The sequence below is a fragment of the Anaerobacillus sp. QJM3NY_32 genome (assembly GCF_056173645.1).
In genome coordinates this window covers 3,502,906-3,519,366 of sequence record NZ_CM149684.1, presented here as the reverse complement: position 1 = coordinate 3,519,366, position 16,461 = coordinate 3,502,906, and the positions used below count along the sequence as shown (strand labels likewise).

Sequence of the window (16,461 nt, the reverse complement as noted above, 5' to 3'; positions counted from 1 at the left end):
TCCGAAGATGGAATGAGGGCGCATCTCTTTCTTCGAAGTAAAAATCCACGATATAAAAAATCATATGGCTTTAGTACATAATAGTAAAGGATGGTAGAATAGAGCTACTAATCTAACTGAAGGACTGGTATAGCATGTTATCTTTAGCAGATCGATATCGTAAATTTGAATTTCAATTAACGGATCTCGAAGATCAAATTATTCAATACATTCTCCAAAATCGATCGGATGTTGTCAACATGTCAGTGCAACATCTTGCCCAGCAAACTCATACAGTACCGAATTCTGTTATGAGACTTATGAAGAAATTGGAGTATGAAGGGTTTACGCAATTGAAACTTAGATTGAAAGATGAAATGGCCACAAAAGAAACAAAAAGCCCATCTTTTCAATATGAAATGGAACGAACGATGGAACTAACGGATAAGCGGTTGATTCAATTGGCTAGTGAGTGGATTCATCATTCTCAACGTCTCCTAGTGTTTGGGGCGGGAGCACATTCTTATATAAGTGAATTAATTGTGATGAACATTAAGCCATTTCATAAAGATGTTACTTTTTCTGAACACCGTCATGAGAATATGGCATCCTTACAACGTTTTACTAAGAAAGACGTTGTCATTCTGTTAAGTCAATCAGGAGAAACAGAGCAAACTCTTGATCTAGGGAAATATGCGAAAAATCAAGGAGCTAGAATCATTGGAATGAGTCATATTGGCGAAAGTAGCTTAACTGAGATAGCTGATTTAATGCTATATTGTTACGCTCCAAAAGAAGAGACAAAAGGCTATAACACTACAAATTTCGTTCCTATGGCTATGATTGCCCGGTTATTAGTTGAATCTTACCGAAAGCTCTGTGTATAAATACACAGAGCTTATCTATTTCTAATAGTTTTTGTGAATGCGCTAACAAAATGGCGATCCGAACCTTTAAAACAATTATGATGAGTTTGTAAGCGATTACTTGATGGGGAGGTAAAAAAATGAATCTACAAAACGTCACTTCTCTCGATTTAATTAAGATAAATCAAAATTATGCTACAAAACGTGAAGCGATTGAATCATTAACTGAAGCGCTGGAAGTAGCAGGAAAGCTATCAGATAGAGATCAATACTTCAACGCTGTGTTAGAACGAGAGAAGCTTTCACCGACAGGTTTTGAAGGTGGACTTGCGATTCCGCACGGTAAATCAAAAGGTGTGAAAGAGGCAGCCTTCGCTGTAGCGACGGTAAGTAAACCAATAGAAGATTGGGAAAGTGTTGATCCGACTAACGAGGTAGATTTGGTCTTTCTTCTAGCTATTCCTGAAGCAGAAGCAGGATCAACCCATGTCTCCCTCTTAGCAGAGTTAGTCACACGCCTATCGGATTCAACTTATAAAGATCAATTAGTCAAAATGAAAACAGCAAATGAGTTATATGAGGCTCTTGGTGACGCTGAAGATAAACCGCAAGAGGAAGAAGTCACAAGTAAGGAGACTCGACCGCTTGTGCTAGGTGTTACGGCCTGTCCAGCAGGGATTGCTCATACTTATATGGCAGCAGAGGCTTTAATGAAGGCTGCAAAAGAAATGAATGTAAGAATGAAAGTAGAGAAGCAAGGTGCGAATGGTATTGAAGGTCGTCATTCAAAGAAAGACTTAAGTGAAGCAGTAGGCGTAATTTTCGCAAATGATGTAGCTGTAAAGGATCAAGAACGCTTCAAACACTTACCAACTGTGAAAACGAATGTCGCTTCACCTATGAAAGATGGCAAAGGTTTAATTGAAAAAGTCCTTCAAAGGAAACAATCTTCTACTTCAAACACGGAGCATTTAGATGATATGACTGAAGATGAAGATAACAAACCTTTTAAAACTGAAATAAAGGATTCGATTTTAACGGGGATCTCTTACATTATTCCAATCATTGTCGCAGGTGGAATGATTTCAGCATTTGCCACACTTATTGCGCAGGGATTTGGGTTAGAAGATGTGCTAGCAACCGAGGGATCGTGGTTATTCCAGGTTAAAACGTTAGGTGGACTGTTACTTAGCACACTAATGGTTCCAATTCTTGCTGCCTACATGGCATACTCCATCGCGGATAAACCTGGTCTCGGACCTGGATTTGCAGCTGGTGTCGCAGCCAATATGATTGGAAGCGGATTCCTTGGTGGGATGCTTGGTGGTTTCCTTGCTGGTTATCTACTGAAATACATGAAGCAAAAAATTAAGCCTAGTGGTACTTTCGCAGGATTTGTAAGCTTTTGGGTGTATCCGGTGCTCGGTTCTCTTATCACCATTTTAATTATGTTATTTGTCGTTGGCGAGCCAGTTACGTGGCTAAATGAAACGCTACTTAACTGGCTTGATGGTATGACAGGAACGAATGCGATTATTTTAGGAGCATTAATTGGAGGGTTTGTATCCTTTGATTTAGGCGGTCCAGTCAATAAAGCAGCATACACATTTTGTATTGGAGCCATGGCGAGCGGTAACTTTATTCCTTATGCCACTTTCGCTTCAGTAAAAATGGTTTCCGCTTTCTCCGTTACAGCAGCTACCATCATTGCAAATAAATCGTTTAGTCAAAGTGAAAAAGCTGTTGGAAAACAGACGTGGATTCTTGGTTTAGCAGGAATCACGGAGGGAGCCATTCCGTTTATGATTAATGACCCATTACGCGTTATTCCTTCACTTGTAGCGGGATCAGCGGTGACCGGAGCGATTATTTCTGTAGCGAATATCGGGTTAAACGTACCTGGCGCAGGTATTTTCTCACTTGCTCTCCTTCAAGGAGGAACGGGCGGGGTTATGAATGCAGTCATTTGGTTTGGTGCCGCAGTAATTGGTGCAGCCATTTCAACGATCCTTCTTATCTTAACGAGAAAACAAAAGATCAAAAAATATGGATATGAAAAAGCATTAAAGCAACAAGCAGCATAATTTTTAAATGAGGTGAGCAGCTATGACAAAAAACGTCCACATCGTCCCTCACATGCATTGGGATCGAGAATGGTATTTTTCAACAGAAGAATCACGGATTTTACTCGTAAATAATATGGAAGAGATTCTAACAAGATTAGAAAACGATCCTGATTATCCTTACTATGTATTAGATGGACAAACAGCGATTTTAGAGGATTTTTTTGAAATTCGTCCGAAGCAAAGAGAACGCGTGAAGAAACTTGTTCAAGCAGGTAAGTTGATTATTGGTCCGTGGTACACGCAGACGGACGAGATGGTTGTTGGGGGAGAGTCCATTGTACGAAATCTTTATTACGGTATGAAAGACAGTGCAGAATTTGGGGAGCCGATGAAAATTGGCTACCTTCCCGATTCGTTTGGACAGTCTGCGCAAATGCCACAAATTCTGAATGGGTTTGACATTAAATATTCAATTTTCTGGAGAGGAACTTCTGAAAATCACGGAACAGATAAAACTGAATTCTACTGGTCGGCTCCTGGTGACTCAAAAGTTCTTGTTCAACTCATGCCGCTCGGGTACGCTATTGGAAAGTACTTACCAGAAGAAGAGGAAGCACTACAGAAAAGAATGGATAAATACTTTACGGTGCTCGATCGAGGGGCAACTGGCGATGACGTTCTGTTACCAAATGGACATGATCAGATGCCCATCCAGCAAAATATATATGAAGTCATTTCCGTATTAGAAAAGCTTTATCCAGAAAGAGAATTTTTCTTAAGCCGATATGAAGATTTGCTTGAGAGAATCGAGAAAAATGAAGGCCTTGATGAGATTTACGGAGAGTTTCTTCACGGTAAATACCAGCGAGTCCATAGAAGTATTTACTCAACTAGAGCGGATATAAAAGCAGCAAATACTCGGATTGAGAATAAACTGACGAATCATCTAGAACCTTTAGCATCACTCGCCTACAAACTAGGATTTGAGTATCATCACGGTTTAATTGAGCCGATATGGAAAGAAATTATGAAAAACCATGCACATGATAGTATCGGATGTTGCTGTTCTGATAAAGTTCATGCGGAAATTATGGCGCGCTTCCAGAATGCTGAAGAACGGACAGACCGCTTGGTCGATTTCTATAAACGTAAAATCACAGACCATATCAATACAGATCGCAAAGAGGATCGTCTTGTTTTCTTTAATCTTCTTCCTGAGGAGCGCGAAGAAGTAACAACAACGACTGTCACGACAAAGTTTAGTTCATTTAAACTCATGGACGACCATGGAAAAGAACTCGAATATGAAATTCTTTCTACAAAAGTGATTGATCCCGGTTTAATTGACCGTCAAATCGTACATTACGGGAACTATGATCCGTTTGTAGAATTTACAATTGAAGTGAAAACCCAACTTCCTGGTATCGGATATCACACTTACTATGTAGTTGAAACAAACGATTATCAGCTAGCACTTCCAAGAGAAAACCATCGCTCCGTTGAAACGGTTGCTTACTCGATTCAGTTTGAGCAAAACGGTACGTTATCACTAACTGATAAACAGACTGGTCAAACTCATAAAGGCGTTCTTGGACTTGAGAATGTTGGGGATGATGGTGATGAATATGATTTCTCTCCTTTAGAAGGAGAAATACCACGCTTTAGTGCTGAGGAAATAACTGATGCTCAAATCAGTTTACAGTCAACACCTCATACTCATCATGTTAAGATCGCTTATCAATGGATTGTACCGGCGGATCTTGAAGCGAGAAAGCAAGATGATGGGCGCATGGAAACCTTAGATCTCCATATTGAGCTATCGATTCCAATTGAAGGGAATGCGATCGAAGTTTCATGTAAAGTTAAAAATAATGTGAAAGATCACCGGATCCGCGTCTTAGTTCCAACAAATATATCCAGTTCTTTTTCTTTTGCAGATCAACAATTTGGTACAATTGATCGTAACGTTATCGATGATGGAATGGCGGTTTGGGAGTCAGAAGGTTGGGATGAACGACCGGATGCGATTTATCCTTTCCTTAGTTATGTGGGTCTTGAGGATCAGGAGAAGAGCGCGTTTGTCATGACGAAAAGCGTTCGAGAATATGAGATTATCGGAGACTCCTATGACACTATTGCGCTTACGCTCTTTAGAAGCGTTGGTGTTCTTGGTAAGGAAGAGCTTGTTCGACGTCCAGGGCGTCCATCAGGAATCAAATTACCAACACCTGATTCACAAATGCTTGGCGAATATACCTTTGACTTTGGATTCGCATATGTGGAAGGAAATCGAGATGCAGCTAAAGTAGCCCATCGTGTGAAAAGATATGTCAGCCCTTTTCTTTCGTATAACAAAATCCCGCATAATGCAATGAAGTTGAATCCAGAAAACGTTCAAGTTCCTTCTGAATTCAGTTGGTTTTCTTTTGAAGAAACAGAGCTAGTGATGAGTACGTTGAAAAAGGCTGAATCTGAAGATGCTTTCATCATTCGATATTATAATCCTTCTCGTCAAGATCAAACGATTAGGTTAGATCATCCCACTATTTATAAAGTGAGGGAAGCGAATTTAAATGAAGTTAGGGTTGATAATCAACACAAAGAATCCAACATATTGTTTTTACCTAGTCAGGTGAAGAGCTTTTTGATTCAATAGCCAGGGAGGTGGAGAAATGAATGTATTGATTGCAATGGACTCATTCAAAGGTTCTCTTTCCTCGAAGGACGCAGGTGAAGCAGTTAAGGTAGGTGTTAAGAGAGTCTTCCCAAATAGTTTCGTTGAAGTTATTCCTGTGGCAGATGGAGGAGAAGGGTCACTAGAGGCAATCCAGACAATTCCCGGACAGTTCGAGACGGCGGAGATTCATCAGCTAGACGGGAAGTTAAGGGATGCTCGGTATTATCGAGCGGGTCAAACTGCTTATATTGAATCAGCTGAAGCAGTTGGATTACACTTGATCTCTTCTGAAGAACTTAAACCTTCACTGTTAACAAGCTACGGTGTCGGTGAATTAATTCAGGATGCAGAGGCCAAAGGCGCAAGTGACATTTACGTTTTTCTCGGGGGGACTGGTACTACGGATGGAGGACTTGGAATGTTACAAGCACTTGGATATACGTGTTTAGATCACTCCGGTAAAGAACTGCCACTCCTCCATAACCCTTTGCAACATACGATGACGATCCGTAAAAGTAACACGAAGCTGAGCGCTAACCTCTATTTGGTGACAGATGTAGATAATTCTTACGCAGGAAAACGTGGAGCGGCTTATGTTTTTGGACCACAAAAAGGGATGAAGAAAGAAGAGATTCCCTCTTACGATGCTGCCCTTCATAGAGTGGCAGACCTTCTTTCTATATCCGAACGACAAAAAGGTGCTGGTGCAGCCGGTGGAATTGGCGGAGCTCTCTATTCTCTTGGCGCAACTTATGTACCTGGTAAAAAGTGGATGCTTCAACTTTTAAAAGTAGAGGAAAAGCTGTCTGTCGCGGACATTGCTTTTACTGGTGAAGGGCAAATCGATCGTCAAACGGCTTATGGGAAAGTACCGGCTGGTGTTGGAGAACTAGCCAAAAAGCATCGTGTTCCTTGCATTGCATTAGCAGGACAGGTCGTTGAACCAGTGCATAACTTATATGAGAAATTAACTGGAGTTGTTTCGATACAGCAGGGATGCCATTCACTACAACATGCGCTTAAACCAGACATCGCGAAAGCACAACTTGCTTTTTCAGCTGAACAAGTAATGCGCATTTGGAGTAGCGAAAGAGACAAGTAAACGATGAATAGTGATCAAAGCCCGATTCCTTTCTAACGCAAGAAAGGAATCGGGTTTTTCTCTCCATTATTTAACTAAAGATTTCCTCATGAGTTCTTTATAAGTTGAAATCTTCTTTGTTAACATGTCATCCGTCGCGAGCAGTGTTTCAATTTGATCACGAATATACTGCTGGTGTTCTTCAAGAAGATTAAGACGGGCATTCGCCGTGTGCTCTCCTTTTAGAAATAGCCGCGTATATTCTTTGATCTGGGATACGGGCATTTGGGTTTCTCTTAATTTCTTAACAAATTGCAACCATTGCAAGTGCTTTTCGTCGAATTGTCTAACACCACTATCATTACGAACAGGCTTAATGATTCCTTCTTTTTCATAATAACGAAGGGTATGAGCACTTATGTCAACCTTTTCGGCTATTTCACTTATCGAGTACATTCAATCGCCTCTTACTTTTTAGTTATCGTTTGACTTAGAGTGCACTCAAACGTCTACAATAAGATTGTATCATAATGAATAAGTGGAGGGATTGGCATGAAGTACACCGTTATTACAGGAGCAAGTTCAGGTATTGGATATGAAGCTGCACTAGCGTTTGCGGCAAGAGGGAAGAACCTTGTCATTGCTGCGCGTCGCACAGCCAAATTAGAAGAGTTGAAAAGCGAAGTACACAAAATCAATTCTGACCTTGATGTGATTATTCGTGAAGCAGATTTATCTTTGAATGATAATGTTTACGCATTTTATGAAAGCTTAGAAAATATTGAAATTGAAACATTTATTAACAATGCAGGATTCGGTAATTTCGATCCAGTTGGTGAGCAGAAGCTTCCTAAAATTGAAACAATGCTTCGTTTGAACAATGAGGCGTTAACGATTCTTTCGTCCTTGTATGTTCGTGACTATGCGAATGTAGAAGGAACGCAATTGATTAACGTTTCATCTGGTGGAGGCTATACGATCGTAGCCGATGCCGTGACGTATTGTGCAACGAAATTCTTTGTAAGTGCCTTTACAGAAGGACTTGCTCAGGAGCTTCAAGGACAGGGAGCAAAAATGCAGGCTAAAGTTCTGGCACCTGCAGCGACGGAGACAGAATTTGCAAACCGTTCAATGGATGTAGATAATTTCGAATATGAATGGACTGTGCCAAAGTTCCATACAGCAAAAGAAATGGCAGACTTTATGCTAGATCTTTACGATAGCAATAAGGTCGTTGGAATCGTTGATGGCAATACGTATGAATTCCAATTGAAAAACCCAATCTATCCTTATGTAGCACGCAACCGTTAATAAAATAAAATCCTCCTGTCGTGATGACGGGAGGATTTTTATTTTATGTAAGTTTCATACTAAATTTCTGAAGTAAATCCATTAACGTTGGTCTCTCATTCCCTTTTCGTCCAATCACATTTGTGGCGGTTACTAACGAATTCAGAACGGCTTCTTCCGTCGCTTCCCCAACGGCACGAAAAGCGGTGTCGATTTCTTCTTCATGAATGGTTTCTAGTGATTGAGTTTGCGGTTTATATTGATGAGAGACTGTGTTAGCGGTGGAAAACCCAATGATAACTTCACCACTACCTGTTGTGATAATCGATCCTGTTCTTGCAAGACCTGTAGAAGCCCGTTTAATAATGCGATGAAGCTGTCTTTCAGAAACGGGAAGATCTGTTGCAACAATCACCATGATGGACCCTTTATCCCTTTCTTCCCATGAATGAAGAAGAGCTTCTTTTAACTTCTTGCCTACTTTCTTTCCATTCACGTGCAGATCACGAAGAATACCAAAGTTTGTGACAACAAGGACACCAATGGTATAGCTCCCATGTTGGAGTTTTATTTTTCTTGAAGCAGTGCCAATTCCACCTTTTAACGAGTAGCATAGCATGCCTCTCCCAGCTCCAACAGAGCCTTCCTCTAATGTACTAGAAGTATTTGCGATTGCTTCATGAACGTGATGCTTTCGAACGTGACGCCCTCGAATATCATTTAAGAACATATCATTACATTCGCCGATAATAGGATTAACCGTCCCGGTCGTGTTGCCAATCTCAGGATTTTGTTCCAACATATAATCAAACACCGCATCGGCAGCCGTTCCGATACTTAATGTATTCGTTAAGATAATTGGCGTCTCAAGCGTACCAAGCTCATTCAGCTGAATGGTTCCCATTGTTTTACCAAACCCGTTAAGAACATAGCTGGATGCGATTAGTTTCTGCTGATACAGATTCCCTTGATGCGGTAGGATCGCTGTTACGCCAGTTTGAACCTCCCCATTATTCAGAGTGGTATGTCCGACGGTTACTCCTTCCACGTCCGTAATCGCATTTTTTTCGCCAGGCTCCATTTCCCCGATTGTAACTCCGTAATCTCGCAATCTTTTCTGACTCAAATGATCACTCCTCTTTTCTATTAGTTTACTATTATTTCTATTTCATCCAAGTCCCTAAAGCAAATGTTAACTGTAAAATATGGTATAATTGACGAGACGTATAGAGAGTAATTTGAATTTGTCATGCAACAGATAACTAGTAGAAAAGAGTGAAATAGAATGGGCCGTAAATGGAATAACATTAAGGAAAAGAAAGCATCAAAAGATGCGAATACAAGTCGAATTTATGCAAAGTTTGGTCGTGAAATTTATGTAGCAGCAAAGCAGGGTGAACCGGATCCAGTAGCTAACCAGGCTCTTCGCTTAGTTCTCGAACGTGCGAAAACATATAACGTACCAAAAGCAATCATTGACCGGGCGATTGAAAAAGCGAAAGGCGGAGCAGATGAAAATTACGACACACTTCGTTATGAAGGATTTGGTCCAAGCGGATCCATGGTGATCGTTGATACGTTAACAAACAACGTAAACCGCACGGCATCTGACGTTCGTTCAACATTTGGGAAAAATGGTGGAAACATGGGCGTGAACGGTTCAGTTGCCTACATGTTCGACTCAACTGCCGTATTCGGAATTGAAGGCAAATCAGCAGATGAAGTACTTGAGTTGTTAATGGAAGCAGATCTAGATGTGCGTGACATTATGGAAGAAGATGAGGTTGTTATCGTCTATGCTGAACCTGACCAGTTCCATGCGGTGCAGGAAGCATTTAAGAATGCGGGGATTACTGAGTTTACCGTAGCTGAACTTACGATGCTTGCCCAAAATGACGTTGAGCTTGCTGGAGAAGATCAGGAGCAGTTCTTGAAAATGATCGATGCGCTTGAAGAATTAGAAGATGTGCAACAGGTATATCATAACGTTGAACTAGGCGAAGAATAAAACAAAGACAAAAGAGCGGGCTTCCGGATTTCGGAGGTCCGCTCTTTTAATATGGATTGACATTCGATTATGAAAAATGTTCTTTATTTCTTCTTTTCTTTTTTAATGCTAGAAGCGATGTCTTTAAAGATGCATAGTTTCCAATCGCTGCATATCCGTAAAAATAACCCATAAAGATACCAGCTACAAGGTGATGAGGATGGCTATAAAAGACTGAGATCACAAGTCCTAGAATGATCGCTAGTGTTGGAACAAAGGTACGAGGTATAGGTGTGAGAATCTTGATTAATTGTGTCAGAATCATCACTACAGGCACCGCAAGAACAGTGTCCCAGAAGTTTGTATGAATAACAGGAAATGTCATGACCAAATTCCTTCCCAATACAATAGAATGCTTCTAGTCTTTTCTTTTTTGAATGTTTCTAACCGAAGTTTATTAGAAAATATGTTTTGTGAATAGGGGAGTTCAGTGATTTTGTGGAATAATATGTTAATATTGGTGATGAGGATAATAGAAGTAGTTGTTCAGTTAAAGGGCAGGATTGTGGAAGACTTGAATTCAAGATAATTAGCGTTATGAAACTAAATTCAGTCTAAATCGTATGTTTAATATGAGGGTTTCAGGCAGATGAGAATGAGGAATTCGTTGAACTTCTATATTGGAGATGCAATACGTCTGTGAGTAATGGAAACCAAAATAAAACGTTCAATAATGCTATAGCCTCTAAACAATATATGGAATATTATACTGAAAATGGGATAGGAATTACCCATGCATATTAAGCTGGTTGGGTATTTGCTGTTTGGAAGCTTTATTTTAATGCTTCTAATTGGATTAATTGGAAACATAATTTTCAACTAAAGGGTTCACTTGTAGAATCTGACCCAAAAGGATATTCATTTAAATTATTACTGACTTAATTATATAATTATCAGTTTAATAAGGAAGGAGAAAGTGTGTGTCTGACTATTTAACGGTTAATAATAAGAAAATCTATTATGAGGTTCATGGTGATGACCATCTACCTGTATTTTTGTATTTACATGGCGGACCTGGAGTTGGTTCCTATGATTTCATAGAACATCAAGGTAAACGACTTTCAAAATTTATGAGGGTCATTGCAATAGATCAAAGAGGGGTGCTTCGATCGGATCCAATCGAAAACGAAGAGTCTTTCGGAATTCGTGATCTGGTAGAGGACTGTGAAGCTATTCGTAACCAACTGGGTATAGAAAAGTGGGGTCTCATTGGTCATTCATTTGGCGGGTATTGGGCTGTTCAATATCAATTGGATTATCCGGAGAAGGTAACATATCTATTGTTGGAATGCCCGACGCTTGACCTGGAGAGCTCTGCTCGCTCACTAATTACGGGAGCAGTTGAGGAGTATAAAAGATTAGAAAAATATGAAAAGGTCAATGAGTACCTTGCTGCTTCAAAGATAAGAGAAACTGAAAAGGTTTGGGAAAAATGTATAGAGGCTCTTATTGACTTGGGGGAACATAAGGACAATTTGTATGTCCATGGGGAAGACAAACAATTCTTTGATCGTCTTGTTGAAAACTCCGGTATTCCACAGGAAAATTGGGAACGGGCAGCGAATCATCAACAAAAGTTATATCAAGAAGGGAAAGTATTTGAATCATTGTTACCGCAACTCGATTCGATTACTTGTCCGATGATATTGATGAAAGGTAAATATGATTGGGTGACCAGTAATGATCAACTGACTGCATTTGCGAATGGAGAGACCAACCGTAAAATATCTATATTTAATGAAAGTGGGCATTTTCCGAGGTACGAGGAACCAGAAACGTATGCAAAAGTAATAAAAGAATTCATATCAACTCACTGAAAAATCATAAATACTGATCCTGACTAATCGGGGTGTTTGTCAAGTTAGAAAAGAAAGATTTTCGCACAACATTAAGTTTATATCTTGACTTCAAGTCTTACGGAATCTCAGAGCTTATCTTTAATAAGATAAGCTCTTTTATATATGAAGTAAAGATTGAATTCTATGTCCGGATTTGAAATAATTGGTATTAAGTTGTTGCACAGGATTGTGTGAAGTGCAAGCACTATTATTAATGTACTTAAGGTGGGTTCCAAGTGTTTAAAAGCAAGATAACTTTCATTATGGCAACTTTAGCTATTACTTTGATAGGTTGCTTTCAGGTTGAAGAAGCAACATTTATTGAAGGAGAGATAACTAAAATCAACAATGAAAGTGGGGAAATGGAGATCAAAGTCGAATCTTGGTCAACAATTAGTGATGCAGAATCATCTAGCACGCCATATATATTTGAAGAGATGCCAGATTCACACACTATAAGAGTATCCAATCCAGATCAATATGATGAAGGGAAAGAAGTACAGGTGAAAGTTATTAAAAATTATGAAGAGGACGTATGGGATTTAAATAGGTTGAAATTTGAAGTAGAAAAGGCAACTTAGAATATTATTCTATTGATTACATTATCTGAGAGTCCTGAAGAAATGTCGAATTTAAGTCTTCCGTATGAAGATAGGTGAAAACTACAGTAGGATTCGTTACCATCTTCCATTATCTCGGAGCGTTTGTTTAATAAATTGTATGTGTATGTAGGCATTAGGGAGGTTTGTAGAATAACCGGGAGGCCAAATAATGAAAAGAAACCTATTGATTATGATTATACTTTCAATATCTCTAAGTGCCTGTTCAACAAACGAATTAGAAAATGTTGAAAAAGTAGAAGCAAGCCTTTGGATTGGAAATGAAAAACAATCAGAAGAAGTAGCGTTTGAAGAGAAAGAAGAAGTAGATGTATTCGTTGGTGCCACCAACAATGCAAAAGAACTTGATGATCAAAAGGTTATTAAAACGCCTCCAGTATTGACCTACGACCTTATTATTGAAGGAATGTGACCGTCAAGTAGAATGACACAAGTTCTGCTGATTAATTTGAAACACTTTGTTCACCAAAAATCGTTTTTCTATGCTTCATTCTCCAACTATCTTCATTTAAATGAATAATCTCTACTCGATGTAAGATTCGATCCAAGATAGCTGTCGTAATCGCTTGGTCGCCCAATAGTTCTCCCCACTCTTTTGGCCCTTTATTTGACGTTAATATGATTGAAGTTTGATTGTATAGGTTATTAATTAGATGGAAAAACATATTCGCTTCCTGTTTATTCATTGCCATAAACATCAGATCATCTATGATAACTAAATCTGCTTCTCTAATTCGCTTCATTCTTGTTTTCGATTTCCTCGTGATTTCTTCTGTTTTTAACGCTTGAATTAGATCTCCCATGGTGGTGAAAATGACTTTATAACCTTGATTTAACGCCTCTATACCCAAACCTATCGATAGGTGGGTCTTTCCGACACCTGGCGGTCCAAGAAAAATAATGTTATAAAGCTGCTCAATCCATGTTAAATCTTTTAATTGGTTTAACTTCTTACTACTTAAGGATTTTTGCTCCTTTACGTCATAATCATCGATTGTATTATGGAAAGGGAAGGTCGCCCAATTAAAACGTTTCTCCAGTTGCTTCTCATCTCTGCGATTTTGTTCATAGGTGGCAAGATCCAGGAGAAACTGAGTAAAAGATAAGTTTTTTTTCTCAGCTTCTCTGATCAATTCAGGCAATTGATTTGCCGTCTCAGCTAGTCGTAAAGACCTTAGTAAATCTTGTACTTGCTGGAACTGACTCAATTTGCCTCACCCTCTTCCAATAACACAGTATAGGTATCTACGTTTCTTTTTTGTGCTTCTGTGTCCATCATCCAACCTGATACGCTCTTTAATGGTGATACAATCTCAGCGTTATCATTCGGTGTCTCATGATCCTGTCGTTGTCGTTGAAGGTATAAAATGATATCGCTGAAATCTGTTGCACTATATAAGTTTCTTTCTATACATTCTTGTAGAGCTGCCGTTAGAATCTGTGCGTTTTGTTGTTTTGTTTCTCTTAGGATCATTTGTAACTGATCGCGAATGTATCTTGGATACTTCTCACGAAGTTTATCCAGGTAATCAAACGCCATTGTTGTTTCTTCAAACCGATTAGCTACGTTATCTATAAAGGCATCTATCCCTTTTGTACGATCTCTCGTATGCTGCCGATCTTTCATTAAGCGTCCTCTGCCATCCGGGATCTGATGTTTGGCTAGAAGTTCTCCAGTCTCACGGTGATAGATTAATAAGTGTCGATCATCTGTTTCCTTGATTGAGACAGTTTCATATTTATGAAACGTTCCTAATGGAAGAGAGTACCTGTTAGACAAATACCGTATGGTATTGTCCTTATGCACACTTCTTGTTATACTGTTTTCATAATTGTTTAGGAAATGAATATTTCCTTTGGCTGGTCTTAAGTGTTGCTTTTCCAAGGAGAACACTTCGACCGGTCTTTTTTTTGTTGTATTGTGGATTTTATAGTTACCTGTTCGATGTAACCATTCCCATCCTTGTTCATTCCACGCATCAATATTTTGGAACACTCTATGTTTGGCGAAATTGTACTTGATAAACCCGACCACATTTTCGATCTTTCCTTTGCTTTCTGGATCTGCTTTACGACAAACCCGTAGGTTTAATTTCCTCGTTTCTCTATATTGCTGAAATTCTTTCGTCAAAATAAGATCGCCACCATTTTCGCTCACAACTATAAGGCTATCCTGGTCATAAACTAATTCTTTTGGAATCCCACTGAACCATTGAAACGCATTTTCATGTGCCTGAATGACATCCTGAGTGGTAAATGGTCGATCTAGCCATTCCTGATATTTATATCTTGAGTTAGACAAAACAAAGGCAATAAAGTTTAGTTTCATTTCTTTATTATCAGATGTTTTTTGTTTTGTATGACCAAAATCAACTTGAATCTGCTGCCCCATGGGTGAATCAGGTATCGCTTCGTATTCTCTTGGTGACGTTTCTTTCGTTATTTGATAGTCTTTCCGTAACTCTCTTACGAAAGCACGAACCGTGCTCTCACCAATTTTAAGATCTTTGTGCCTCTCCATTAACCAATCTTGTACCTGGGCTGCTGTAAGATCAGGGTGCTCATTCAACCAAGATAAGATTAACGCCTTATAGGGGTCAAGAATCTTCTTTCTTGTTTGTAAGGATTCTACCCATACGGCCATGTCCGAAGGAGATTTCTTAAGGTGTCGATAGACAGTCGATCTTGATACTCCTAGCTTGTTTGCCACTTTAGACTTACTAAATCCCTGTTTGATTAGCTGTTGAATTTCCATATACATTTCCCACTTATCCACCTTTGTTCGGCCCTCCACTGATCTATGATATAAACTATCTAATCATACAATGGTAGAGCTCTTTATTTAACTGGTATATTAGGGTAAATAAGTGTTTCATCTTATATAGCGAAAACTGTCTACTTTAGTCTAGCAGTCACAAGGAAGCAATAATAAAGCGTTTCAATTATGGATTACTGAAGATGGAGAAGGGTTCATTCAAAGTCTTTTACCAGAAGATAGCCTAACATACCGATTAGATGAAGATTCGGTAAAAGATGTAACAAATATTTTAAGCAAACAAGATAATGTTACGCTTCTACCAAACATCGAATTTGAAAAATAAATCAGTTTTTGAGGTATTCCATAATCTCGGAGCGATTAAAGAGTAAATAATAAGTTTAGGGAGGGAATTATGGAACTAATATTTGTACGACATGGTCAAGGACAGCATACACTAGATACACCTAATAGTTTACATATGAAAAATCCTTCTCTAACAAAAGAAGGAAAAGAGCAAGCATATTTATTAAGAGATACTTTTCATCTGAAAAGTGAAGACACGCTCATTATAAGTCCTACTCAAAGAACGCTAGAAACTGCTCAAATATGGATAGGAAGTGCGAAAGTTAAAGCAATTGTTAGTCCCCTGGTTTCTCCAAGAATGTTTCCACAAAAACAAGAATGGCGAACGCTTCCTTGTGACATAATGATGAAACGGGAAAACATTGAAAAGGTATTTCCTGAATTTAATTTAGATCACCAGGTTTCTGAAGAGCTTTGGAAAGATGGTATAAATGCTTTACCAGAGAAAGAGTTTCGGATTATTGGAGAAGAATTCTTGAGAGGGTGCAAGCAAGAAGAGAAAGGGAATATTTATGTCGTGTCACACGATGGAACGATCACATCCTATCGCCAGTTAATCTCAAAACGATTACTTACTAGAGATGACTTTCCCAAGGATGCTGGTTGGATAAGGATTCAGTATTAAACAAACTCGGAGCGATTTTTGAATAAGTGGGGAAACCAGTTTTGGACGGGTTTCCCTTTTTAGCTCCAGTATCAACAACCGCTAATGGACCGCAACCTTGCACCCTGTTTTCATATACAATAGTGAATATCAAAATGAGAAAACTTTTTAAACTTTCCAAAACTGATCGTTCCTGTAACTTTTTGTGACAGATTCTCTTAATCATTCCTTTGCTACGAAGCATTTCAGTCTTTTAATCGGATCAGACCTTT

At 39.0% G+C, this 16,461-nt stretch carries 15 protein-coding genes; 10 read left to right on the top strand and 5 right to left on the bottom strand.

Annotated elements, in window-relative coordinates; translation table 11 throughout:
* The first annotated feature begins 134 nt into the window (after positions 1-134).
* The 4 genes from AC0VYH_RS18325 (at position 135) to AC0VYH_RS18310 (ending at position 6,690) form a co-directional block, all read left to right on the top strand.
* Entirely contained in the window at positions 135-866 is a 732-nt protein-coding gene (locus AC0VYH_RS18325) for a MurR/RpiR family transcriptional regulator (protein WP_475372888.1), read from the top strand.
* A 119-nt stretch (positions 867-985) separates the two neighbouring features.
* Positions 986-2,929: a PTS 2-O-a-mannosyl-D-glycerate transporter subunit IIABC gene (gene mngA, locus AC0VYH_RS18320; protein WP_475372887.1), complete on the top strand. Its 1,944-nt coding sequence runs from the start codon at positions 986-988 to the stop codon at positions 2,927-2,929.
* A 22-nt stretch (positions 2,930-2,951) separates the two neighbouring features.
* Positions 2,952-5,567 carry a mannosylglycerate hydrolase gene (mngB, locus tag AC0VYH_RS18315; RefSeq protein ID WP_475372886.1) on the top strand — a complete coding sequence of 872 codons (2,616 nt, stop codon included), beginning with the start codon at positions 2,952-2,954 and terminating at the stop codon, positions 5,565-5,567.
* Between the two features lie 16 nt (positions 5,568-5,583).
* On the top strand, positions 5,584-6,690 hold the full coding sequence (locus AC0VYH_RS18310) for a glycerate kinase family protein (RefSeq protein ID WP_475372885.1): 1,107 nt from the start codon (positions 5,584-5,586) through the stop codon (positions 6,688-6,690).
* Positions 6,691-6,756: 66 nt separating this feature from the next.
* Here the strand turns inward: AC0VYH_RS18310 and AC0VYH_RS18305 are convergent, their stop codons facing one another.
* A complete protein-coding gene (locus AC0VYH_RS18305) occupies positions 6,757-7,125 on the bottom strand; it encodes a MerR family transcriptional regulator (protein ID WP_475367928.1) in 369 nt (122 codons plus the stop codon).
* Between the two features lie 96 nt (positions 7,126-7,221).
* Between AC0VYH_RS18305 and AC0VYH_RS18300 the strand changes: the two genes are divergently transcribed.
* Positions 7,222-7,980, top strand: a complete 759-nt coding sequence (locus tag AC0VYH_RS18300; protein WP_475372884.1) for an SDR family NAD(P)-dependent oxidoreductase — start codon at positions 7,222-7,224, stop codon at positions 7,978-7,980.
* Positions 7,981-8,023: 43 nt separating this feature from the next.
* On the opposite strand, the gene AC0VYH_RS18295 is transcribed toward AC0VYH_RS18300, so the two are convergent.
* The gene (locus AC0VYH_RS18295) at positions 8,024-9,040 is read right to left on the bottom strand and encodes a DmpA family aminopeptidase (protein WP_475369072.1); all 1,017 of its coding nucleotides are present in this window, start codon (positions 9,038-9,040) and stop codon (positions 8,024-8,026) included.
* Positions 9,041-9,244: 204 nt separating this feature from the next.
* Here AC0VYH_RS18295 and AC0VYH_RS18290 point away from each other — a divergent pair, with 204 nt between their 5' ends.
* Positions 9,245-9,967 carry a YebC/PmpR family DNA-binding transcriptional regulator gene (locus tag AC0VYH_RS18290; protein ID WP_194218880.1) on the top strand — a complete coding sequence of 241 codons (723 nt, stop codon included), beginning with the start codon at positions 9,245-9,247 and terminating at the stop codon, positions 9,965-9,967.
* A 67-nt stretch (positions 9,968-10,034) separates the two neighbouring features.
* On the opposite strand, the gene AC0VYH_RS18285 is transcribed toward AC0VYH_RS18290, so the two are convergent.
* Complete coding sequence (locus AC0VYH_RS18285) at positions 10,035-10,331, bottom strand: hypothetical protein (protein WP_475372883.1); 297 nt, start codon at positions 10,329-10,331, stop codon at positions 10,035-10,037.
* 595 nt (positions 10,332-10,926) lie between these two features.
* On the opposite strand from AC0VYH_RS18285, the gene AC0VYH_RS18280 reads away from it, so the two are divergent.
* From AC0VYH_RS18280 to AC0VYH_RS18270, 3 genes are all read left to right on the top strand, one after another.
* Positions 10,927-11,823 (top strand): alpha/beta fold hydrolase, encoded by an 897-nt coding sequence (locus tag AC0VYH_RS18280; RefSeq protein ID WP_475365792.1) that lies wholly within the window; start codon positions 10,927-10,929, stop codon positions 11,821-11,823.
* A gap of 257 nt (positions 11,824-12,080) precedes the next feature.
* Positions 12,081-12,425, top strand: coding sequence for a hypothetical protein (locus AC0VYH_RS18275; protein ID WP_160920859.1), 345 nt, complete (start codon positions 12,081-12,083; stop codon positions 12,423-12,425).
* A 190-nt stretch (positions 12,426-12,615) separates the two neighbouring features.
* Positions 12,616-12,876 (top strand): hypothetical protein, encoded by a 261-nt coding sequence (locus AC0VYH_RS18270; RefSeq protein ID WP_475372882.1) that lies wholly within the window; start codon positions 12,616-12,618, stop codon positions 12,874-12,876.
* 31 nt (positions 12,877-12,907) lie between these two features.
* Here the strand turns inward: AC0VYH_RS18270 and istB are convergent, their stop codons facing one another.
* The gene (gene istB, locus AC0VYH_RS18265; RefSeq protein WP_224597157.1) at positions 12,908-13,672 is read right to left on the bottom strand and encodes an IS21-like element helper ATPase IstB; all 765 of its coding nucleotides are present in this window, start codon (positions 13,670-13,672) and stop codon (positions 12,908-12,910) included.
* Positions 13,669-15,240 (bottom strand): IS21 family transposase, encoded by a 1,572-nt coding sequence (gene istA / locus AC0VYH_RS18260; RefSeq protein ID WP_475372881.1) that lies wholly within the window; start codon positions 15,238-15,240, stop codon positions 13,669-13,671. The genes istB and istA overlap by 4 nt, the downstream gene beginning before the upstream one ends.
* Before the next feature lie 394 nt (positions 15,241-15,634).
* Between istA and AC0VYH_RS18255 the strand changes: the two genes are divergently transcribed.
* Complete coding sequence (locus tag AC0VYH_RS18255) at positions 15,635-16,210, top strand: histidine phosphatase family protein (RefSeq protein ID WP_303536498.1); 576 nt, start codon at positions 15,635-15,637, stop codon at positions 16,208-16,210.
* Positions 16,211-16,461: the final 251 nt, after the last annotated feature.

Coding starts and splice junctions, on each gene's coding strand:
- AC0VYH_RS18300 (WP_475372884.1), top strand. CDS start 7,222: ATGAAGTACACCGTTATTACAGGAGCAAGTTCAGGTATTGGATATGAA.
- AC0VYH_RS18290 (WP_194218880.1), top strand. CDS start 9,245: ATGGGCCGTAAATGGAATAACATTAAGGAAAAGAAAGCATCAAAAGAT.
- AC0VYH_RS18255 (WP_303536498.1), top strand. CDS start 15,635: ATGGAACTAATATTTGTACGACATGGTCAAGGACAGCATACACTAGAT.
- AC0VYH_RS18325 (WP_475372888.1), top strand. CDS start 135: ATGTTATCTTTAGCAGATCGATATCGTAAATTTGAATTTCAATTAACG.
- AC0VYH_RS18310 (WP_475372885.1), top strand. CDS start 5,584: ATGAATGTATTGATTGCAATGGACTCATTCAAAGGTTCTCTTTCCTCG.
- mngB (WP_475372886.1), top strand. CDS start 2,952: ATGACAAAAAACGTCCACATCGTCCCTCACATGCATTGGGATCGAGAA.
- mngA (WP_475372887.1), top strand. CDS start 986: ATGAATCTACAAAACGTCACTTCTCTCGATTTAATTAAGATAAATCAA.
- AC0VYH_RS18295 (WP_475369072.1), bottom strand. CDS start 9,040: ATGGAGCCTGGCGAAAAAAATGCGATTACGGACGTGGAAGGAGTAACC.
- AC0VYH_RS18270 (WP_475372882.1), top strand. CDS start 12,616: ATGAAAAGAAACCTATTGATTATGATTATACTTTCAATATCTCTAAGT.
- AC0VYH_RS18285 (WP_475372883.1), bottom strand. CDS start 10,331: ATGACATTTCCTGTTATTCATACAAACTTCTGGGACACTGTTCTTGCG.
- AC0VYH_RS18305 (WP_475367928.1), bottom strand. CDS start 7,125: ATGTACTCGATAAGTGAAATAGCCGAAAAGGTTGACATAAGTGCTCAT.